This is a genomic window from Aquisediminimonas profunda (genome assembly GCF_019443285.1).
Lineage (GTDB): Bacteria > Pseudomonadota > Alphaproteobacteria > Sphingomonadales > Sphingomonadaceae > Aquisediminimonas > Aquisediminimonas profunda.
In genome coordinates this window covers 1,013,628-1,033,436 of sequence record NZ_CP080327.1, presented here as the reverse complement: position 1 = coordinate 1,033,436, position 19,809 = coordinate 1,013,628, and the positions used below count along the sequence as shown (strand labels likewise).

Annotated in this window: 21 protein-coding genes and 1 tRNA gene; 8 read left to right on the top strand and 14 right to left on the bottom strand. The window is 60.6% G+C overall.

Annotation, left to right across the window (positions count from 1 at the left end):
* Positions 1-40 precede the first annotated feature (40 nt).
* From K0O24_RS05310 to K0O24_RS05300, 3 genes are all read left to right on the top strand, one after another.
* Positions 41-2,686, top strand: coding sequence for a TonB-dependent receptor plug domain-containing protein (locus tag K0O24_RS05310; RefSeq protein ID WP_219894817.1), 2,646 nt, complete (start codon positions 41-43; stop codon positions 2,684-2,686).
* A gap of 98 nt (positions 2,687-2,784) precedes the next feature.
* Positions 2,785-4,506 (top strand): gamma-glutamyltransferase, encoded by a 1,722-nt coding sequence (gene ggt / locus K0O24_RS05305; RefSeq protein ID WP_219894815.1) that lies wholly within the window; start codon positions 2,785-2,787, stop codon positions 4,504-4,506.
* Positions 4,507-4,516: 10 nt separating this feature from the next.
* Positions 4,517-5,056 (top strand): GNAT family N-acetyltransferase, encoded by a 540-nt coding sequence (locus K0O24_RS05300; RefSeq protein WP_219894813.1) that lies wholly within the window; start codon positions 4,517-4,519, stop codon positions 5,054-5,056.
* Positions 5,057-5,118: 62 nt separating this feature from the next.
* On the opposite strand, the gene K0O24_RS05295 is transcribed toward K0O24_RS05300, so the two are convergent.
* The 12 genes from K0O24_RS05295 to K0O24_RS05240 form a co-directional block, all read right to left on the bottom strand.
* Positions 5,119-5,490, bottom strand: a complete 372-nt coding sequence (locus tag K0O24_RS05295) for a tRNA-binding protein (RefSeq protein WP_219894811.1) — start codon at positions 5,488-5,490, stop codon at positions 5,119-5,121.
* 108 nt (positions 5,491-5,598) lie between these two features.
* Positions 5,599-6,342: a class I SAM-dependent methyltransferase gene (locus K0O24_RS05290; RefSeq protein WP_219894809.1), complete on the bottom strand. Its 744-nt coding sequence runs from the start codon at positions 6,340-6,342 to the stop codon at positions 5,599-5,601.
* Between the two features lie 197 nt (positions 6,343-6,539).
* Positions 6,540-6,917 (bottom strand): 50S ribosomal protein L7/L12, encoded by a 378-nt coding sequence (gene rplL / locus K0O24_RS05285; protein WP_219894807.1) that lies wholly within the window; start codon positions 6,915-6,917, stop codon positions 6,540-6,542.
* Positions 6,918-7,013: 96 nt separating this feature from the next.
* Positions 7,014-7,529: a 50S ribosomal protein L10 gene (gene rplJ, locus K0O24_RS05280; RefSeq protein WP_219895484.1), complete on the bottom strand. Its 516-nt coding sequence runs from the start codon at positions 7,527-7,529 to the stop codon at positions 7,014-7,016.
* Between the two features lie 223 nt (positions 7,530-7,752).
* Positions 7,753-8,451: a 50S ribosomal protein L1 gene (gene rplA, locus K0O24_RS05275; protein WP_219894805.1), complete on the bottom strand. Its 699-nt coding sequence runs from the start codon at positions 8,449-8,451 to the stop codon at positions 7,753-7,755.
* Positions 8,452-8,455: 4 nt separating this feature from the next.
* Positions 8,456-8,887 (bottom strand): 50S ribosomal protein L11, encoded by a 432-nt coding sequence (rplK, locus tag K0O24_RS05270; protein ID WP_219894803.1) that lies wholly within the window; start codon positions 8,885-8,887, stop codon positions 8,456-8,458.
* A gap of 115 nt (positions 8,888-9,002) precedes the next feature.
* The gene (gene nusG, locus K0O24_RS05265; protein ID WP_219894801.1) at positions 9,003-9,539 is read right to left on the bottom strand and encodes a transcription termination/antitermination protein NusG; all 537 of its coding nucleotides are present in this window, start codon (positions 9,537-9,539) and stop codon (positions 9,003-9,005) included.
* Between the two features lie 25 nt (positions 9,540-9,564).
* Positions 9,565-9,759: a preprotein translocase subunit SecE gene (gene secE / locus K0O24_RS05260; protein WP_219894799.1), complete on the bottom strand. Its 195-nt coding sequence runs from the start codon at positions 9,757-9,759 to the stop codon at positions 9,565-9,567.
* A gap of 117 nt (positions 9,760-9,876) precedes the next feature.
* Positions 9,877-9,952, bottom strand: a tRNA-Trp gene (locus K0O24_RS05255).
* Between the two features lie 184 nt (positions 9,953-10,136).
* Positions 10,137-10,706: a hypothetical protein gene (locus K0O24_RS05250; protein WP_219894797.1), complete on the bottom strand. Its 570-nt coding sequence runs from the start codon at positions 10,704-10,706 to the stop codon at positions 10,137-10,139.
* 75 nt (positions 10,707-10,781) lie between these two features.
* Complete coding sequence (locus K0O24_RS05245) at positions 10,782-11,654, bottom strand: hypothetical protein (RefSeq protein WP_219894795.1); 873 nt, start codon at positions 11,652-11,654, stop codon at positions 10,782-10,784.
* Entirely contained in the window at positions 11,651-12,244 is a 594-nt protein-coding gene (locus K0O24_RS05240) for a sigma-70 family RNA polymerase sigma factor (RefSeq protein ID WP_219894793.1), read from the bottom strand. The genes K0O24_RS05245 and K0O24_RS05240 overlap by 4 nt, the downstream gene beginning before the upstream one ends.
* Before the next feature lie 113 nt (positions 12,245-12,357).
* Here K0O24_RS05240 and K0O24_RS05235 point away from each other — a divergent pair, with 113 nt between their 5' ends.
* The gene (locus K0O24_RS05235) at positions 12,358-13,227 is read left to right on the top strand and encodes an autotransporter domain-containing protein (RefSeq protein WP_219894791.1); all 870 of its coding nucleotides are present in this window, start codon (positions 12,358-12,360) and stop codon (positions 13,225-13,227) included.
* Between the two features lie 7 nt (positions 13,228-13,234).
* On the opposite strand, the gene K0O24_RS05230 is transcribed toward K0O24_RS05235, so the two are convergent.
* The gene (locus tag K0O24_RS05230) at positions 13,235-14,230 is read right to left on the bottom strand and encodes a hypothetical protein (protein ID WP_219894789.1); all 996 of its coding nucleotides are present in this window, start codon (positions 14,228-14,230) and stop codon (positions 13,235-13,237) included.
* A gap of 61 nt (positions 14,231-14,291) precedes the next feature.
* Positions 14,292-14,459 carry a DUF1674 domain-containing protein gene (locus K0O24_RS05225; protein ID WP_219895483.1) on the bottom strand — a complete coding sequence of 56 codons (168 nt, stop codon included), beginning with the start codon at positions 14,457-14,459 and terminating at the stop codon, positions 14,292-14,294.
* 64 nt (positions 14,460-14,523) lie between these two features.
* Between K0O24_RS05225 and K0O24_RS05220 the strand changes: the two genes are divergently transcribed.
* Genes K0O24_RS05220 through purH form a run of 4 tightly spaced genes read left to right on the top strand, consistent with a single transcriptional unit; the run spans position 14,524 to position 19,799 of the window.
* Entirely contained in the window at positions 14,524-15,756 is a 1,233-nt protein-coding gene (locus tag K0O24_RS05220) for an RsmB/NOP family class I SAM-dependent RNA methyltransferase (protein ID WP_219894787.1), read from the top strand.
* 44 nt (positions 15,757-15,800) lie between these two features.
* On the top strand, positions 15,801-16,460 hold the full coding sequence (gene rpe, locus K0O24_RS05215; protein WP_219894785.1) for a ribulose-phosphate 3-epimerase: 660 nt from the start codon (positions 15,801-15,803) through the stop codon (positions 16,458-16,460).
* A gap of 15 nt (positions 16,461-16,475) precedes the next feature.
* Entirely contained in the window at positions 16,476-18,194 is a 1,719-nt protein-coding gene (locus K0O24_RS05210; protein ID WP_246611133.1) for a heparinase II/III family protein, read from the top strand.
* A 15-nt stretch (positions 18,195-18,209) separates the two neighbouring features.
* Positions 18,210-19,799: a bifunctional phosphoribosylaminoimidazolecarboxamide formyltransferase/IMP cyclohydrolase gene (gene purH, locus K0O24_RS05205; protein ID WP_219894783.1), complete on the top strand. Its 1,590-nt coding sequence runs from the start codon at positions 18,210-18,212 to the stop codon at positions 19,797-19,799.
* Positions 19,800-19,809: the final 10 nt, after the last annotated feature.

Genomic DNA, 19,809 nt, shown 5'->3' with positions numbered 1-19,809 from the left:
GATAAAAGGTTGCAATCAATTGCAGTCAAAAGGGGATTTTATGCGCTTCGACAAGAACAATCGTTTATCAAAATTGGCGTTGCTCGGCACGGCCGCAAGCATGGCCATGTTTACCGCCACCCCGGCATTGGCCCAGGAGACGGGGGCAAGCAGTGGCGACGAAGACAGCGGCAAGGAAATTGTGGTCATCGGGACCCGTCGGACCGACCGGTCATCGACCAATTCAGCTTCACCGGTTGACGTAATCGGGACCCAGGATCTTTCGACCCAGGCGGCCTCGAACTTGCTTGATGTGGTCAAGAACATCGTGCCGTCGCTTTATGTGCCGCAGAACACGATTTCGGACGCCTCAACCTTCGTGCATTCGCCTTCGCTGCGTGGCCTGCCGGCCGACAACGTTCTGGTGATGATCGGCGGCAAGCGTCTTAATCGCTCCGCGCTGGTCCAGGTCTACTCGGGCGGCGACACCGGTCTCGGCTATGGTTCGCAGGGCGCGGACATCGGCTCGATCCCTACGATCGCGATCAACAACCTGCAGGTGCTGCGCGATGGCGCGACCGCCCAGTATGGTTCCGACGCGATCGCTGGCGTCATGAACTATGGTATTCGCAGCGACAAAGGGCTCGAAGTCCAGGGGCGTTACGGTCAGTATTATCGCAATGGCGACGGCAAGAGCTATCAGGTTGCCGCTAATGCCGGGTTCGGCTTGGGCGAACGGGCGTTCATCAACGTTTCGGGTGAATATTTCGACGACGGCCAGACCAGCCGCGGCGTGACCCGGCCGACGGCGCTGGCCTATGCCACCCAGAACCCGTCGAACGCTGCGCAGCTGCCGTTCTACCCGCTGCCAGCGCAAATCTTTGGCAATTCGCCCAATCGCGGCTGGAAGATCCTCGTTAACAGCGAACTGGAACTTTCGGACAACGCCAAATTCTACGTTCTCGGCAATGCCTCGCACAGCAAGGCCAGCGAAAGCTTCAACTATCGTGCGTCAACCGCGGCAATCCTCGATTCGACCGGCACGACACTGATCAATCCGGCCGGGCAAACTGCCGCGACGATTGCGGCGAACAATTATATCTTGCTGTGCCCGCGGTCATTCCTCAACTATCAGGCGTCCGGTGTTGACCCTCTGGGCTGCGGCGCAACGAGCGATCCCTATTTTCGCAACCTATATCCCGCTGGTTTCACTCCGATCTTCGTCGGGGTCATCAACCAGCTGTGGGGCGTGGCCGGGATCAGGGGCTCGATGGGCGATTTGACCTATGACGTCTCGGTCTCGAGCAGCCGCAACACGCTTGATCTGAGCATGTACAACTCGCTCAACACCGCGTTCAGCCCGAACAACCCGGCCTCGGCTGCGCCTTACAACACGGCCACCCAGACGAGCTTCGATTTCGGCCGGCAGGCGCAGAAGGAAACCAATGCCAACCTCGACCTGACCTATCCGGTCGAAGTCGGCTTCGCCAAGCCGATTACCCTGTCCGCGGGCTTCGAATACCGCAAGGAAACCTATCAGCTGACCGCTTCGGACTTCCAGGGCTACGCCCAGGGCGGCGCTTCGGGTTATGGCGGGGTCAGCCCCAGTCAGGCCGGGTCATGGAGCCAGAATAACGTCGCGTTCTACGCCGGCGCGGAAACCGACATCCTTGATAACTGGACCGTCGGCGTTGCTGGGCGCTACGAGCACTACAACACGTTCGGTTCGGCCAAGGTCGGCAAGATCAACACCCGGTTCGAATTCGCCCCGGGCTATGCAATCCGCGCCACAGTGGGCACGGGCTTCCACGCCCCGTCGCCCGGCCAGCAGCACAACTCGACGCTCACGACCAACTTCATCCAGGGTAATTCGATCCAGACCGGTACGTTCCCGGTCGATAGCGCCGCGTCCTTGTTCTACGGCGCAAAACCGCTGACGCCGGAAAAATCGACCAACTTCGGCGTCGGGTTCACCGCAGAACCGACGCGCGGGCTGACCTTCACAGTCGACTTCTACAACATCAAGGTGAAGGACAAGATCTTCGTCACCCAGTCCTTTACGGTTACGGCGGCGGATCTCCTCGCGAGCCCGGCATTGAACACGATCTTTGGCGGCACACCGGGCGGCAACGTCAGCTATTTCACCAACGGTCTCTCCACGCGGACGCGCGGGGTCGATGTGGTGGCATCATACAATACTGATGCATTCGGCGGCAAACTGAACCTGTCGCTGGCCTACAACCACAACAACAACAAGGTCACCAGTGCGAACGCCAACGTGATCAACGCTGATCAGATTGCCAATATCAAGAATCTGGCGCCGCACGATGTCGCACACTTCAGCGCGACCTACTCGACCGGGCCCTTCAGCCTGACCGCACGCGAAAGCTATTATGGTTCGTGGGTCAACGCGACGGACTATGGCAATGGCACCGGGGTTGGCGGTGCCAACGGTGGACCGCTGCAGCACTTCGGTGCCAAGGCAGTCACCGATCTGGACATTACCTATAATCTGTCGAAGGAAATGGCGATCTCGGTGGGGGCGAACAACCTGTTCAATACCTTCCCGGACAAGCTGAACAACAATTCGATCGGCCTGTTCCCGGTTGTGGGCGGCAGCGCTGACGGCCAGGTCTATCCGCGTAACGGCGGGCCGTTCGGGATGAACGGCGGGTTCTGGTATGCACGCGTACGCGTCAAATACTGACCTTTTGAGTGTCTGAAATCGGGGGCGGGCAAGTTTCGGCTTGCCTGCCCCTTTTTTTTCGGTTGTGACATTTCCGATCACCGGGGGGGACCTCATCGATGAAGACAATGAAGTTGGCGCTGGTAGCGTTTTTGGTTTTGTCGCTGGGCATGCAGACCGCACGGGCAGCGGCCCCTGCTCCCGTCAGCGCGGAACATGGCATGGTCGTCTCCGCGCACCGCCTCGCCAGCGACGCCGGGGTCGAGGTGCTTCGCAAGGGCGGAAATGCTGTCGATGCGGCGATTGCCGTTGCCTATGCGCTGGCCGTGACCTTCCCCGAGGCGGGCAATATCGGAGGCGGCGGTTTCATGACCATTCGCCTGCATGATGGGCGCCAGACCTTCATCGACTTTCGCGAAACCGCTCCACAGGCTGCGACCGCAAGCATGTATCAGGATGCCAATGGCAACGTCATTCCCGGCCTTTCGACGCGCGGTTATCGTGCCGTAGCCATTCCGGGGACGGTTGCGGGGCTGGAACTGGCGCGAACCAGATATGGCAGCCGTCCGCGCGCTGCCTTGATGGCCGCGGCCATCAGGCTCGCCCGCGACGGATTCGTTCTCGATCACGGTGACGCGCAATTCCTGAACGAAGGTGCTGCAGATTTCGCCAAGGACGGGCCGAGCGCGCGGATATTCATGAAAAACGGGCGACCTTGGCAAAAGGGCGACACGTTCGTGCAAGCGGACCTGGCCCGGATGCTGCAGGCGATTTCGACCAAGGGTGCCCCCGCCTTTTATAGGGGAGAGATTGCACAACGGATCATTGCGGCGAGCCGGGCGCATGGGGGAATCATGACCCTCGCCGACTTTGCGGCCTATCGGGCAGTGGAGCGCAAGCCCGTCGAATGTGACTATCGCGGCTATCACATTGTTTCCGCTCCGCTGCCAAGTTCGGGCGGGGTCGTCATCTGTGAAACGCTGAACATTCTGTCCGGCTATCCGCTTGGCGCGCTTGGATTTCATTCCGCCCAAGGCGTGCATTACATGACCGAAGCCCTGCGCCGCGCATACCATGACCGCAACGTCAATTTGGGCGACCCCGACTTTGTTAAGGTGGACGTCGACCGTCTTGTTTCGGCCGACTATGCTGCGACATTGCGCGCAGGGATTGCAGCGGACAAGGCTACGTCATCGCTTTCGCTGGGTCTGCCGGGGTCGGGCCATGAAGGTAAAAACACCACGCACTTCTCGATCGTCGATGCCCATGGAAATGCGGTTTCGCTGACCTATACGCTGAATGACTGGTTCGGTGCCCGGGTGACGCCGGCAGGGACAGGCATTCTTCTCAACGACGAAATGGATGATTTCTCTTCCAAGCCCGGCGCGCCCAATATGTATGGATTGGTGGAAGGTGTGAATAACGCCATTGCGCCAGGCAAGCGGCCGCTTTCGTCAATGAGTCCGACGATCGTCTCCCGAGACGGCAAACTCGTGATGGTTGTGGGGACGCCGGGCGGCAGCCGCATCCCGACGGGCGTCTTGCAGGTCATGATCAACATTCTGGACCATGGCATGACCGTAACGGAGGCGGTCAATGCCCCGCGCATCCATGCCCAATGGTTGCCCGATGTCATATACTATGAGGCCCATGCGCTCAGCGCGGATACGATGGAGTCTTTGACGGCGCGGGGGCACAAGCTCGAACTGATGGGCTATGGAAACCAGATCGCTGTCATTTTGGTGGGTGGCCCGGCTGTCGGCCAGGCTCCCTATGGGCGAGATCTGCTCTATGGAGCGATCGACCCGCGGCTGCCGACAGGCAACGTTGCAGGCTATTGAGAGGGCTGGCATGGCTGACCTTGCACATCGGCTCGCTCAAATGGAGGATTTGCCGGCTCTGCGGGCTCTGATGGCGCGTGCAATCGAGCAATTGCAGCATGGCTTCCTTTCACCGGAGCAAGTCCGTGCCAGCCATCGGGTCATGGGTCTCGATACCCAGCTGGTAAAGGACCAGACCTATTTTCTCGTCGAAACCGAGGGTCGCATTGTCGGGTCCGGAGGGTGGAGCTGGCGGGCAACACTTTATGGAGGTGATGACAGCATCGTTGCGCGCGAACCTGTTCCTCTTGATCCCGAGACGGATGCGGCCAAGGTCCGCGCGATGTATACCGATCCGGATTTCGCCCGCAGAGGAATCGGACGAATGGTGCTTGGATTGTGCGAAGATGCAGCGCGCGCCGCTGGATTCAAACGGGCTGAAATGATGGCCACGCTTGCGGGAGAGCCATTGTATCGGTCTTTCGGCTATGCCCCCAAGGAAAAGATCGAATCGGCGCCAATCGATGGCGTGCGCGTGCCATTGCTGCGGATGGAAAAGAGCCTGATCTAGAACGATCCGGAAAACCATCGTTCACCCATTGCGGGAGATGGCCCCGCTGGCCCCAAGTGCCGTCAGAACAGGCGGCTGCCGAGCGGGACGTCGCGATCTGGCGAAAACAGCACTACATGTCCCTGCGCATCCGGAAAACCAAGCGTCAGGACTTCGGACATCATCTTTCCGATCTGGCGCGGCGGGAAGTTGACGACCGCGGCGACAAGCCTGCCCGGCAGATCAGCCACCGCATAATTTTCGGTGATCTGGGCGCTCGATTTTCGAATGCCAATCACGTCTCCAAAATCAATTTCCAGCTTGAATGCGGGCTTCCTGGCCTCCGGAAAAGGCTCGGCCTTGACGATGCGTCCAATGCGGATGTCCACCGCAAGAAACGCGTCAAAGGTGATCGTGGAGCCAGCAGGCGCCTGGGGATCATGGTCTATGTGCATCAGAGCCTTAGGCCATAATCGAAGCGCCGATTCAAGCCAACGCGCCAAAGGCCCATTCGCCTGACCCATGACTGCGCCCCACTCTGCCAGAGGGGCAGTCGGGCGCGGCTATTTGCGGGGCTTCATGAACTTGAAGACAAAGCGATCGGTCTTGCCGCGCACAGCTGGATCAAACACGAGTTTGGTGTGATCGTCGGTCGCGACCCGAAGATGACGGCTTTCACCAACCAGCTTGAATCCGCCGCGCAGGAAGTCCGCCTTCACGACAGCGGGATCGATGCGGTGGAGCTTGTCCACAACCTCGCGCGTATCCCCAGCCGGTCCGACATGATCGACCACACCAACGATGCCGCCCGGTTTCATGGACGCATAAATCTTCCTGACCAGTTGATCAGGATCCTGCTGCTTCACCTTGTATTCGGCAGACGTCCAATAGGCATCGTGATAGCTCAGATGGAACAGGGCAAAGTCATAGCTGTTCGCAGGCGCCTGAAATTCCTCGAACGGCTGCTCAAGCACATGGACGTTCGGTGTGCGGCTCAGAATGCCCGCCCACTTTGCCTTGCCCTTGGCATCGCCAGCGAACTGGGTGGCCAACCACGCTGTGACAGTCCCTTTCGGTCCGACCGCGCGAGCCATGATTTCGGTATAGTAACCGCCGCCAGCTTCGAAATCGAGGGCGGCATCACCTTTCTTGATACCAAGGAACGTCAACGTCTCGATCGGCTTGCGGCCTTCATCAAGCTTGATGTCACTCTCGGCACGTTGCGGAATGGCAAGCCAGTCCGGCGCTGCCGTCTTGGCAAGAACGGGTGTCGCAATCAGCGCTGCAATCAAAAAGGCCCTTCTCACAGATTTTCCCCTTGCTGGTCTTCGCACAGGGGCCGGAATCTGCGCTACCCGCTGTTCAATGGCAACCAGCTTTGTCGAATGAGAAGCGGCCTTGGTCGATCACCGACGATGGACAAAAAAAGGGGAGCGACCCTTTCCAGAGTCGCTCCCCCCTTTTGTCAGATCCCCGGCATGCGCCAGGGCAAATACGCAAATGCTTACTTCAGTTCGACAGTCGCACCAGCGGCTTCGAGCTGAGCCTTGACCTTGGCGGCCTCGTCCTTCGAAACGCCTTCCTTGATCGCCTTCGGCGCAGCTTCAACAGCGGCCTTGGCTTCGGTGAGGCCCAGGCCGGTGATGGCACGGACTTCCTTGATGACGGCGATCTTGTTGCCGCCGTCACCGGTCAGGATGACATCGAATTCGGTCTGCTCTTCAGCAGCCGGTGCAGCAGCGCCGCCAGCAGCCGGTGCCGCAACAGCGACAGCAGCAGCAGCCGAAACGCCCCACTTTTCTTCGAGCAGCTTCGAAAGTTCAGCCGCTTCCATGACGGTAAGGGCGGAAAGGTCTTCTACAATCTTGTTCAAATCAGCCATTTTAAGTCTCCAAATTTCAAATCGTCGCCCCTGCGAAGGCAGGGGCTTTTAGGGTCACGACGAGGCCCCTGCCTTCGCAGGGGCGACGCAAAAAGTTTACGCAGCTTCCTTGGCGGCATAAGCGCCAAAGACACGGGCCAACTGGCCAGCCGGAGCCTGAACGATCTGGACGACCTTCGTCGCAGGTGCCTGTACAAGGCCCACGATCTTGGCGCGCAGTTCATCCAGTGAAGGCATTGTTGCCAAGGCCTTCACGCCGTTCACATCAAGGACTGTGCTCCCCATTGCGCCGCCGACGATTTCGAGCTTGTCGTTCGTCTTGGCGAACTCGACGACAATCTTTGCAGCTGCCACCGGGTCAATGGAGGAGGCCAGTGCAATGGGACCGGTCAGCAGGTCGCTGATCGATTCATACACTGTGCCCTTGGTTGCGATCTTGGCGAGACTGTTCTTCGTAACCTTGTAAGTCGCTCCGCCTTCGCGCATCTTAAGCCTGAGTGCTGTCGACTGGGCGACAGTCAGGCCGAGGTTACGGGTGACAACCACCACATTGACCTCGTTGAAGGTGCGGTTCAGCTCTTCGACCACTATCGGTTTTTGAGCACGATCCATGCCATTCTCCTCAACAAGCGCCTGCAGACCATCCACAGGCGCGGCTTTGCCGCTGGGCACGCAAGCGCGCCCTTTGGCTTGAGTCCGAGGGGAAGGGCGACCACCGGAATGGCCGAAAAATTCCGTTCCCCGTCTCGGCAGGACATTAAGCCCCTGACTGGATCAGGAGCACCTGCTGTCTCGGACGGTTCCGCCCCCGCACAAGGCGGGGAACAGAATTACGTTACGACGCGCTCAATTCCGCGACGTCAAGCTTCACGCCAGGCCCCATTGTGGAGCTGAGTGCAGCCTTCTTCAAATACTTGCCTTTGGCACCGGTTGGCTTGGACTTGACGACCGCATCGACGAGCGCATCAAAATTGGTGCGCAGGTCTTCGGCCTTGAAGCTTGCCTTGCCGATGCCGGCGTGAATGATCCCGGCCTTTTCGACGCGATACTCGATCTGGCCACCCTTGGCAGCCTTCACGGCTTCACCAACGTTCGGCGTGACAGTGCCAAGCTTCGGGTTTGGCATCAGCCCTTTGGGACCAAGCACCTTGCCGAGGCGTCCGACCAGGCCCATCATGTCCGGCGTCGCAATGCAGCGCTCGAACTCGATCTTGCCGGACTGGCAGATCTCGAGAAGGTCTTCCGCTCCAACCACGTCCGCTCCGGCAGCACGCGCTTCCTCAGCCTTGTCGCCACGGGCAAAAACGCCGACGCGCACCGTCTTGCCGGTGCCCTTGGGAAGTGTCACCACGCCACGCACCATCTGGTCGGCATGTCGGGGGTCAACGCCCAGGGCGATCGCGACTTCAATGGTTTCATCGAACTTGGAGGTCGCGTTGGCCTTGATGATCGAAATGGCTTCATCAACGCCATGCAGCTTTTCACGATCGATCGTTCCAGCGAGCTTCTTCGCCTTCTTGCTCTGGAATGTCATGGTCTCAGCCCTCCACCACTTCGAGGCCCATTGCGCGGGCGGACCCGGCAATGATCTGGACAGCCGCATCGATGTCATTCGCATTGAGATCAGCCATCTTCACTTGCGCGATTTCGGCAAGCTGGGACATCTTGATCTTTCCTGCAGACACCTTGCCCGGCTCCTTCGAACCGGACTTGAGGTTCAGGGCCTTCTTGATGAGGAAGGTCGCAGGCGGGCTCTTCGTCGCGAAGGAGAAGCTCTTGTCCGCATAGACAGTGATGATCGTCGGAATCGGCATGTTCTTTTCAAGATCGCCGGTGGCGGCATTGAACGCCTTGCAGAATTCCATGATGTTCACGCCGCGCTGACCCAGGGCAGGGCCGATTGGCGGTGACGGGTTTGCAGCCCCCGCTGGCACTTGCAGCTTGATATAGCCGCTGATCTTCTTAGCCATCTTACATTCTCACTCTGTATTTCGGCTTCCGCGCAAAAGCGCTTCGCCTGTTTCAAGTTTAGCGGTCAAACAGCCCGAAAGCCTCCCGCACGATTTCGAGGCACGCCCCGGAATTCTATTTGGCCCGTTCCACCTGCTCGAATTCGAGTTCGACCGGCGTTGCGCGACCGAAAATGGAGACGGAAACCTTGACCCTGTTCTTGTCGAAGTCGATTTCCTCGACAAGCCCATTGAAGCTGGCAAAGGGTCCATCGAGGACCTTGACCTGATCGCCAATCTCGTAATCGACGGAAATGCGAGTCTTCGGCGCAGCGGCAGCAGCTTCCTTGGTATTCAGGATGCGGGCCGCTTCGGCTTCGCTGATCGGCTGAGGCTTGCCGCTCGATCCCAGAAAGCCCGTGACCTTGGGCTGGTTCTTGACGAGGTGGTAGACATCGTCATTCATGTTCAGCTTTGCGAGGACATAGCCCGGGAAGAACTTGCGTTCGGCCTGCACCTTCTTGCCGCGGCGGACTTCAGTCACCGTTTCGGTCGGCACTTCGACAGCATCGACCAGCGCTTCAAGGCCAAGCCGCGCCGCGTCAGCCATGATCGCGTCGCGCACCTTGTTCTCGAACCCCGAATAAGCGTGAATGATGTACCAGCGTGACATGAGTTTCCGTTCAATCCTGCGCGCGTCAGATCAGTTTCAGGAGAGACTGGACGATCCAGCTGAAAAAACTGTCCAGACTGAAGAAAAACAGCCCAAGCACAGTCGTCATGATGATGACCATGACGGTCGTCATCACGGTTTCACGGCTCGACGGCCAGACGACTCGCGCCGTCTCTGCCCGGACCTGCCGAATAAACTCACCTGGACTGACCTTGGCCATTCCGCAAAAATCCTCGTTTCGACCAACACAGACCCGCGGCCGGAGCGTTCCGGAAGCATGATCCTGATGTCGGGATTGCGGCCCTTTAGAGCCGTTTCCCCGGCGGCGCAAGCCCGGTGGCAGGAGTGGAGGGGCTCGAACCCCCGGCCCTCGGTTTTGGAGACCGATGCTCTACCAGCTGAGCTACACTCCTAAGCGCCGGACCGCGAGCCTCTAGCGGGGCATGCAATGCGGCGCAAGCCTTGGACAAGGGGCCATGCAAATCGGGCGCATGACCAGCAAAGCGGATCATGCGCCCGACAGGGCATTGCCAGTGGACGGCAATGATCCCGGCCCGGTTCGGGGTCGCTCACCGGGCCGGTTTTGGAAAGACGGACCTAATGGCCGCGTTGCCGGCGATTGGCTTGGGGACGATCAGGGCGCCGCGGCGGGTGAAAGCCCTCGGCGCGCGTCACATTGACAGAGCGCGAGATCTGGCCATCCGCTCGCGTTGCCGTCACGTCGCGATTGTATACCGTGGCCCCTTCAGGGTTCTTGATCGTCTGATTGGCCGTAAATCCGGTTTCCGTGCGGTTGCGGCTGCCTGAGGTCGTGTAGGTTTCGCCGCCCCGGGTTGTGTAGTTTCCGCTGCTCACCGACCCGGTGTCGGTCCGCGTGTGCGTGCGCTCGAAGCTTCGGGTCTCGCCCTTGAAATTTGTCGACGTGCCCGACGCAGTGAAGCCATCCGCCGTACGCGTGCGATCATATTCGCGCGTCGCCGTGGCCCCATCGCTCGCGCGGGTGACCTGTGTATCGCGGGACAACGTGCCGGCGTCCTTGTCACGCACGATCGTGCGCGTGCCGTCATAGTTGGGGCGGTCGATCGTGACTGTCTTGGTCACAGGCTCTGCAAATGCCGGGATAGCAAGGACCGCAGCAAGAGCTGGTACAAAGAGGAACTTTTTCATGACATTCTCCAGTGGCAGTTGACGGAGCCGACCCGCTCACAAGCCTTCAACGCACGACGCTGGAAAACCCTTCGTTCATTGTTGCAGCCGCTGACGGCGCATGTCCCGACGTTGCCTCTGCAGTTCCCGAAGGGCGCGCAAGCGACGAAGCTGCTCCGCCCGTTCAGGGGCGATTTCGGCTGCTTCGCGCGGGGATGAAGCCTGATCAGACGCCTGAGCCTCGGGCAAGGGCTGAGCGGCTGGCGGTTTATCTTCAGCGGGCGCCGTGCCCGGCACAGGGGCGATATCATCAGGCTCTGCCGGCCCAAGCGCGGTCGCCCGCCGCTCCTGCCGGATTTCCCGAACCCGTTCGACAATGGCCGCACGATCCGCAGGTGGAATGCGCCGCAGGACGGCCCGGGCCTCGGCCGGCCGCACCGCGCGCGGCGGCAGGCCCAACGCCTCGCGCCGCTCTGCCCGCTGCTGCAATCTGTCTGCAATCCGTTCGGCCACGAATTCGCGGCGCATCTCCCGGCGCACCACAAGGCGTTCAGGAATTGTGAGCGGCGCGGGCGCAACCGGTGAGACGGCATCCTCTACTTGCGCCGCGCTTTCCTCCGGCTTTGGTTTGAGCACGATGGCGGGCGTTCGCTTGTGTTCAGCCTTTGCCGGCACAACGCGCGCAATCAGAGGACCAATGACCGGAATTGTCTGCGCGACATCCCCGAAGATGGCTGTTGCCGCGGCTCCGGCACTCATCAGGCCAAGCGCAACAACGCCAATAACCACCCGATGACCCCGGATCCATCGGGCGCGCCTGCCGCTGCGCGAGAGGGTCGGCGCTGGGAGTGGCGGGAGCCGATGGGCTGCCGCTGCAACAACACGGTCGCCAAAGTCCGCCGAAAGCGGTGGCACTGTCAGCCCATCCAGCAATTCCGCCAGGGCCGGATCGCGTCTCGGATCGCTCACGCTGCACCTCCCTGCCGAGCCAGGCGCACATCGCCCAGCCCTGACTTCAATGCCTGGCGCGCGCGCAGCAACAGTGATTCGAACGCCTTGATGTTGAGGTTCAGAATCTCGGCTGCAGCGAGGTTCGAACATTCCTCATAGTAAGTCAGCACAATGGCCGCGCGCTGACGATCAGGCAGTGCCTGCACAGCCTGCATGGCCCGATTTCGCATCCAGTCCGCATCGATCCGCGCATCGGCAAGCGGCGTTTCGTCAACCCGCTCGGGAACGTCCTCATCGCTTGAGAAGCGACGGCGGCGAAGCCGGTCGAGACAGAGATTTGTAGCGACGCGGTTCAGCCAGGCACCGACGCCCGCGCCACCCGCCTGCCATTTATCTGCCTGTTCCCATAATTTCAGCATTGCTTCCTGTGCCACATCTTCGGCCTCGACAACATCTCCGAGCATGCGCCAGCCGATGCGGTGGGCCTTGCCCGCGTGAGCCTCGATCAATGCGCGAAAGGCCGCGGCGTCGCGCGCAGCGACACGGGCCATCAGCGTATCATCCTCCGCAGCTTGCGGTGTCACAGGGCTCATCAGCACATCAGTCACGATCTCGAACTACCGCTTAATACGCACGAAACCATTAAACCCTTCGAACCCGGCGAAGGAAAATTTTGCGTCGTGCGTTAGGCGGCAAACAACTCATGAAATCTGGAGTCATCATGAAATCAGCTATTGCAGCCATCGTCGCCGGTCTTGCCGTTGCCCAACCAGCGTTTGCAAACACCGAACCGTCGGGCTCCGTCTGGTCGGCCAGCATATCCGGCGGAACCGCAGCACTGGACCATAATGGCGATCAGCCATTTGTCAGCGTCAGCCTGACGCGGACCTTCGAGGATGGTTATGTGCGCCTGTCGGGCACAAAGATCATGTCACGTGATGGGCAGGGCCTTGTTGGTGTCGTCCCATCGACAACCAGCCAGATCGCCCTTGCCGGTGGCAGAAGCTTCGGCTCCCTGAGCCTGGACGGCTATGCCTCCTTCGGCTGGCGGAAATTCGGCGCCGAGGCTTTCCGCAGACGAAACGGACAGACAATCGATATCTCGAGCAATGGAAAGACCAATGCGATCGGCGGGTCGCTGACTTATGACGTTCAGCTGGGCGAACATGCATTTCTTTCCCCCTTCATCTCGCTGGACTACAGTCGTGTCGATACGGCGCGCGCGATCACGCTGCCGCTGCGCGGACTTGTGACTCAAAAGGAAAAGCAGAACGGCGTGACGTTCACTGCCGGCGGCTCGGCGCAGCGGACGTTCGGGGCCGCGGATCGCCATAGCATCGGCCTCTATGCCGCGTTCGTTACCAGTTCCAATACAACAGCCTACAATCGCGGCACCTCGCCGATCATCGCTTCAAGACTGTTGGGCGCCCTTGATGTCCCAGGGACAAAGGACAGCTGGGCGGAATATGGCGCGACGGCGAGTTTCGCTATTGCAAAACCACTCCGAATCGATCTTTCGATCGTTCGAACGGCAGGATTTGGAACGGCAGAATCGACCTCCGGCTCAGCGGGGCTGCGGCTAACCTTTTGAACGCCGCTCAGGCTCGGCGGCGGTTGGGCTCCGCAAGGATTGCCGGCAATTGGGCAACTTCGTCCAGCAGGAAGGTCATGAGAGCCTTTTCATAGGCATCAGTCTGACCGTCGGCCGCAATATTCTTCTTGAGCCAGGCTGCCTCCGCCGCTGTTAGTTCGGACCGGGGTGCGACCGAAGCCAATCCGGATAGCAGGTCATGCTCAGGCGGAAAGACCGACTTGAAGGCATCAATGACCGTTCCGCGGCCGAGCATCTCGCTGGGAAGCATCCGGCCGAAAAATCGCGCGATACTTGGTGTGTTTGCATTCATTTCGGCGTTCAGCCGCAGCGCGTCATCGCGGGAGATTGCCCGATAGTTGCTGTGCGCCAGAAGATGGTTGCCAACGCCCTGAACGAAGAGCGTGAGCCAGCCGGACGCATTATCGCTGTTCAGCGTTGCATCCTTGATTCGGAACAGAAGGTCCGCTTCCTGAGGACCGACGATGGACGCATCCTCTCCGCCGCTTGCAAAAATCAGTCGCCGCAGCAGCTGCACTTCTGCCTCATCGACGCAGCCCGAGCGGACAAGGCCCGGAGCACGAGTCGGCCCGACTCCGCTGACGATCGTCGCCTCGATCTGCGAGAGCACATAAGGCTTCAGTGACAGCGGCGCATTTTCCGCATGCTCAAGCAGCGAAACCAACAGCTCGAGCTCCCCAATGGTCGCAATGTCGCCCGCGCGATCGATCCGCGACCGAAGCCAGTCGGCCCCATGCTCATCAAGGAAGCCGGCCGGCGGTGTCTGATGCAAAAGCACGTCACCGACGACTTCAATGAAGAAGTCGATCCAGGCTCTGGACTGAGGCGCACAGCGATCATTGACCAGAAACAAGGCATCAAGCGTATCGAAGCTGATGCTGTCGTCAGCCCAGACCAGCGGCCTCAATGCGAGCACGTCAGCATCGCTGACCTTACCCGCCGCAATCAGCTGCGCCGCAAAATTGGAAACTTCGGTGTTCATCCAAACCGCCCCTCTTTGAGGCGAAAGGACCTAGCACCAAGGCCTTAACAGCCGGTTTCAGCTAAAAATCGACAGCGATGCCCTTCAGTTCCCAATCGCCATAGCGCACCGGGTCGAGACGGTCGGGATCCGGCTCGGCCGCGCGGGGCACGGCTTGTGGTTGCGGCACAGGCGGGTTCTTCGACAGATAGGCCGGAGCCTTGACGTGTGAGGGGCGTTTGCCGGACATCGTGTCATTATCGGCCAAGGGCATCCCTTCGACAAGTGCCCTTTCGGGCGCTAGGGCGGCTGGGATGGACAAAATTTCCGGACTCGCGCCGCGTCGTGCTGCGCTCACTCTGCTCGATGCCGTGCTGCGACGCGGAATGCCGCTTGAATCGGCACTTGGCAACGCAACGCGCGGCCTCGCAAAGCCTGAAGACAAGGCGCTTGCACGCGCCATTGCCAGCGAGACGCTGCGCCGTCTGCCAGATCTTGATGCGCTCATCGACAGTGTGACACGCCAGGTATTGCCGCATGATTCAAAGGCGAGAATGGTTCTGCGGATGGCCCTGGCACAGGTGCTGGTGATGGAAACACCCGAGCATGCTGCTGTCGCGACGGCGCTTCCGCTGGTCGATGGTGGACCGCGGCGGCTGGTCCATGGGGTATTGGGCACGCTGTTGCGCCAAAAAGCATCGCTTCCCGCCCAGCCCACGTTGCCCGATCCGGTCCGCTTGCGCTGGGATGACGCGCTTGTGGCACTTGCCAGCGCTGCAATGATCGAACCGCCGGTGATTGACCTGACATTGCGCGACGCGACCGAGACAGGTCTTTGGACCAATCGACTAGGGGGGGAAAGCCTGATGCCGGGCCATGTTCGCATTGCCCGCGGGCCAGCGATTGCCGGTTTGCCGGGCTTTGCCGAAGGGGCCTGGTGGGTTCAGAATATCGCTGCGTCGTTGCCCGCACGTCTGCTTGGCCCGGGAAACGGGCGTGCCGTGCTGGACCTTTGCGCAGCGCCCGGCGGCAAGACCATGCAGTTGGCCTCAGCCGACTGGGCAGTGACAGCCCTGGACCAGGATCGCGCCCGCCTTGTCAGACTCGAAGACAATCTGGCGCGCACCGGCCTTTCGGCGCGGCTGGTAACGGCGGACCTGATGCGTTGGGAACCTGCTGAGCCAGTGGCAGCAATTCTGCTCGATGCACCCTGTTCCTCCACAGGGATATTCACCCGGCATCCGGACGTCCTCTATCGCGTCAGGCCAAGCGACATTGCACAGCTTGCCGAACTGCAGGCAGCGATGATTGCTCGGGTCGCGACCTGGCTGCAACCCGGCGGGACGCTGATCTACGCAACATGCTCGCTTGAGCGACAAGAAGGGGAAGACCAGGTCAAGGTGGCAGAAGCTGCCGGTTTGCGGCTTGCGCCTATCACCTCCGAAGCTGTTGGCGGCGGTATGGTGCCGGACCCCGGCGGCTGGATGCGCGTCCTGCCCGTCAACCATGCCGACGGTTTTTTCATCGCGCGCTTCGATCGGCCCTGAACGCGCCTTGCCGCAGGGTGATTCGCTGGCTAGAGCGGCGGGCTATGGCAAACCCCGTCCTCATTGCCCCATCGATCCTTTCTGCTGATTTTGCGCGCCTCGGAGACGAAGTGCGCGCAGTCGATGCGGCAGGTGCGGACTGGATCCATGTCGATGTGATGGACGGCCATTTTGTGCCCAACATCACGATCGGACCCATGGTGGTGAAGGCGCTTCGCCCGCATACCGAGAAGGTCATGGATGTCCACCTCATGATCTCGCCCGTCGACTTCATGCTGGATGCATTTGCGGAAGCCGGTTCCGATATCATCACGGTTCACCAGGAAGCGGGCCCGCATCTTCATCGCACACTGCAGCGGATCAAGGCACTTGGGAAGAAAGCGGGCGTGTCGCTCAATCCGGCGACGCCAGCCAAAATGCTCGACTATGTCCTCGAGGACATCGATCTGGTTCTTGTGATGAGCGTCAACCCCGGCTTTGGCGGGCAGAGCTTCATCGAAAGCCAGCTTCGCAAGATCGAGGCAATCCGCAAGTCGATCGACAAACTTGGCAAGGACATTCGCCTTGAGGTCGATGGCGGTGTTGATCGAAGCACGGCCCCAAGAATCATCGCAGCTGGAGCGGATGTTCTGGTTGCCGGGACGGCGACGTTCAAAGGCGGCCAGGGCGCCTATGCCGCCAACATTGCCGCGCTGCGCGGCTGAATGGCCAGCCAGGCAATGGATTCAGACGAACATGAAGAGATTCCGGTCGGCAGGCGTCTGGTCCGCGCACAAAGCGGTGGAGAATCACTTGCAGAAAGACTGACGAGCCAGTTTTATCGCCTCACTTGGCGCACTCCGCTTCATGCCTTGCGGTTACGTGGACGCTATCCGCTCAAATTGCTCGCGGTTCCCGACGATCCCGTTGCCGGCGACGCCTCGACCGGCCTGGCCATTTTGCGCGGCGAACTGACCTGGCGAGGGGAGAAGGGCGAGTGCGGTCGCGTCGACTTTGGCAGTGAAAGCATTTCACCAGGCTTCGCAAACTATCTGCAACGCTTTCAATGGCTGCGTGATCTTGCCGCCGCAGGCCCCCGCGCGCAGGTGGCACCGGTTGCAGAAATGCTCACCCGTCGATGGCTGAGCAGCCACGCCGACCGGATCAGCGAGCCGGCCTGGCGACCGGACCTTTGGGGCTGGCGCATCCTTTTCTGGTCGACGCACGCGCCGCTGATCCTGTCGAGCACGGATCTCGTCTATCGCTCGGCTGTCCTCAATGGCCTTGCCCGCGGCGCGCGCCATCTGGACCGGTCTGCTGACAGGGCACCGATTGGGCTGCAACGGATAGCGGCCTGGGCCGGGATTGTTGCGGCAGGCCTGCTGATTACCGGCGGCGGCCCTCGGCGAAGCTTTGGCGAAGCGGGCTTGGCGCGCGCCCTCAATACGGGCTTTTCTGCCGACGGCGGGCTCGTCTGCCGCACGCCGAGCGGCCAGCTCGATGTGGTCATGCTGCTTGCCATGCTCTGCCGGGTCTATGACGCCCGTCGGATAGAACTGCCAGCATTCCTTGCAAGCGCGCTCAATCTCTCGGTGCCCTCCCTTTTGGGTGTGACACTCGGAGACGGCGGGCTTTCCAGCTGGCAAGGCAGCCTTCCGATCGAAGCGTCGCAGGTTGAGGCAATCATTGCGGCCACAGGCGTGCGCACTCGGCCACAAAGACAGGCGCGCGATTGGGGTTATCAGCGGGCAGCGGCAGGACAAACTGTCGTCGTGATGGATGCCGCCCCTCCGCCAGACAGGCGCGTTGCGAGAGGGGGTTGCGCATCGACCCTGGCCTTTGAACTTTCCGACGGCGCGCATCGACTGATCGTCAATTGCGGCGGCGCCAATGCTGGAGGTGCATTCATTTCCGCAGGCCTTGCCAACGGCCTGAGGACGACTGCTGCCCATTCCACGTTGATCTTGGCCGACAGCAACTCGACTGCAATCCACGCAGATGGAACACTTGGCAGGGGCGTTTCGGAGATTGCGCTTGAACGTCAGGAAAATGAGGGCAGCAGTCGCATTGAGGCCAGCCATGATGGCTATGTCCGCCGATTTGGCTTGATCCACAAACGAACCTTGCTCCTGTCCGGGGATGGCCGCGAGTTGCGTGGCGACGATGTGCTGCTTCCGTCAAAGGCCAAGCAGAAGCCGATGACGTCGGCCTTTGCGATCCGGTTTCATCTGGCGCCGGGCATCGAAGCAACGCCCACGGCAGACGGCATGGGTGCATTGCTCAGGATCGAGCGCGGCGCATTATGGCAATTCCGCTGCCGCGGTGGGACCCTGTCGATTGAGGAAAGCCTGTGGATCGACGGCGACGCCCGGCCCCACAACACGGTTCAGCTGGTCGTCAGTGGTGAAGCATCGCCCGGCGGCGCAAGTGTCGGCTGGGCGCTGCGGCGCGCCGGCTAATTTTTTGGAGACGAAATGACGGACGTGAAGATCAAGCGGGCGCTGTTGAGTGTTTCGGACAAGACCGGCCTGGCACAGCTCGGCGCTGCACTGGCGCGACACGGTGTGGAGCTGGTCTCGACCGGCGGCACAGCAAAGGCGCTGAGGGACGCAGGCTTGCACGTCATGGATATCTCGGACCTGACCGGCTTTCCCGAAATGATGGATGGCCGTGTGAAAACCCTGCATCCAAAGGTCCATGGGGGCTTGCTCGCCGTGCGTGACAATCCGGAGCATTTGGCTGCGATGGAGGCTCATGACATTGGCGCGATCGACCTTGTCGTCGTCAATCTCTATCCCTTTGCGCAAACGGTCGCAAAAGGGGCCGGGCGCGAAGAGATTATCGAGAATATCGATATCGGCGGTCCTTCGATGGTCCGGTCCGCGGCGAAAAACCATGCTTCGGTCGCAATCGTGACCGATCCTGCAGACTATGGCGAATTGATAAGTGCCATGGACGCGAAACAGGGCGCCACAGGTTACGACTTCCGTCGCAGGCTCGCGGCAAAGGCCTATGCAGCAACCGCAACCTATGATGCGATGATCAGCCAGTGGTTCGCCTTTGCAGACCAGCACCAGGCATTCCCTGACACACTCGCTGTGACGGGCCACAAGCGTGAGGAGTTGCGCTATGGCGAAAATCCGCACCAGTCGGCGGCGCTCTATATCCCGTCGGGTCCCCATGCGCGTGGTATCGCGCAGGCAGAACAGCTTCAGGGCAAGGAGCTTTCCTACAACAACTATAACGATGCTGATGCAGCGCTCGAGCTGGTCAGCGAATTCCGCGATGGGCCGCCCACGGTCGTCATCGTCAAACACGCCAATCCGTGCGGCGTCGCGACTGCCGATACCTTACTCGAGGCGTATCAGGCGGCGCTCGCCTGTGATTCCGTTTCTGCCTTTGGGGGAATCATAGCGGTCAACCGCCCGCTCGATGCGGAAACGGCCGAGGCAATGGCGGGTATTTTCACCGAAGTCGTGGCGGCGCCTGACGCAAGCGACGAAGCAAAGGCCGTCTTTGCCCGGAAGAAGAACCTGCGCCTCTTGCTGACCGGCGAATTGCCTGACCCGGCGCGAGAGGGGCTCAGCCTCAAGACGATTGCCGGGGGCTATCTTGTTCAATCCCGTGACAATGGGCAGATCACACGGGAGATGCTCAAGACCGTCACACGGCGCGCACCGACCGCTCAAGAACTGGCCGACTGCCTTTTCGCCTGGACAGTCGCCAAGCATGTCAAATCCAATGCCATTGTCTATGCCAAGGATGGCAGCACTGCGGGTATCGGGGCGGGTCAGATGAACCGCCTGGAATCTGCCCGCATCGCAGCCTGGAAAGCGCGCGATGCCGCGGACAAGGCTGGGTGGGTGGAGCCTCGTACCATCGGTTCAGCTGTTGCATCTGACGCATTTTTTCCATTTGCGGATGGCCTGCTGGCCGCAGTCGAGGCTGGTGCAACGGCGGTGATCCAGCCCGGTGGTTCGATCCGGGATGACGAAGTGATACAGGCTGCCGATGATGCCGGGCTTGCAATGGTGTTTACGGGCATGCGGCATTTCCGGCACTGAGTCTGAAGGG

Excerpts from the sequence above, each read along its gene's own strand:
- K0O24_RS05310 (WP_219894817.1), top strand. The coding sequence starts at position 41 with ATGCGCTTCGACAAGAACAATCGTTTATCAAAATTGGCGTTGCTCGGC.
- ggt (WP_219894815.1), top strand. The coding sequence starts at position 2,785 with ATGAAGACAATGAAGTTGGCGCTGGTAGCGTTTTTGGTTTTGTCGCTG.
- K0O24_RS05300 (WP_219894813.1), top strand. The coding sequence starts at position 4,517 with ATGGCTGACCTTGCACATCGGCTCGCTCAAATGGAGGATTTGCCGGCT.
- K0O24_RS05295 (WP_219894811.1), bottom strand. The coding sequence starts at position 5,490 with ATGCACATAGACCATGATCCCCAGGCGCCTGCTGGCTCCACGATCACC.
- rplL (WP_219894807.1), bottom strand. The coding sequence starts at position 6,917 with ATGGCTGATTTGAACAAGATTGTAGAAGACCTTTCCGCCCTTACCGTC.
- rplJ (WP_219895484.1), bottom strand. The coding sequence starts at position 7,529 with ATGGATCGTGCTCAAAAACCGATAGTGGTCGAAGAGCTGAACCGCACC.
- rplA (WP_219894805.1), bottom strand. The coding sequence starts at position 8,451 with ATGACATTCCAGAGCAAGAAGGCGAAGAAGCTCGCTGGAACGATCGAT.
- rplK (WP_219894803.1), bottom strand. The coding sequence starts at position 8,887 with ATGGCTAAGAAGATCAGCGGCTATATCAAGCTGCAAGTGCCAGCGGGG.
- nusG (WP_219894801.1), bottom strand. The coding sequence starts at position 9,539 with ATGTCACGCTGGTACATCATTCACGCTTATTCGGGGTTCGAGAACAAG.
- secE (WP_219894799.1), bottom strand. The coding sequence starts at position 9,759 with ATGGCCAAGGTCAGTCCAGGTGAGTTTATTCGGCAGGTCCGGGCAGAG.
- K0O24_RS05250 (WP_219894797.1), bottom strand. The coding sequence starts at position 10,706 with ATGAAAAAGTTCCTCTTTGTACCAGCTCTTGCTGCGGTCCTTGCTATC.
- K0O24_RS05235 (WP_219894791.1), top strand. The coding sequence starts at position 12,358 with ATGAAATCAGCTATTGCAGCCATCGTCGCCGGTCTTGCCGTTGCCCAA.
- K0O24_RS05230 (WP_219894789.1), bottom strand. The coding sequence starts at position 14,230 with ATGAACACCGAAGTTTCCAATTTTGCGGCGCAGCTGATTGCGGCGGGT.
- K0O24_RS05225 (WP_219895483.1), bottom strand. The coding sequence starts at position 14,459 with ATGTCCGGCAAACGCCCCTCACACGTCAAGGCTCCGGCCTATCTGTCG.
- K0O24_RS05220 (WP_219894787.1), top strand. The coding sequence starts at position 14,524 with ATGGACAAAATTTCCGGACTCGCGCCGCGTCGTGCTGCGCTCACTCTG.
- rpe (WP_219894785.1), top strand. The coding sequence starts at position 15,801 with ATGGCAAACCCCGTCCTCATTGCCCCATCGATCCTTTCTGCTGATTTT.
- K0O24_RS05210 (WP_246611133.1), top strand. The coding sequence starts at position 16,476 with ATGGATTCAGACGAACATGAAGAGATTCCGGTCGGCAGGCGTCTGGTC.
- purH (WP_219894783.1), top strand. The coding sequence starts at position 18,210 with ATGACGGACGTGAAGATCAAGCGGGCGCTGTTGAGTGTTTCGGACAAG.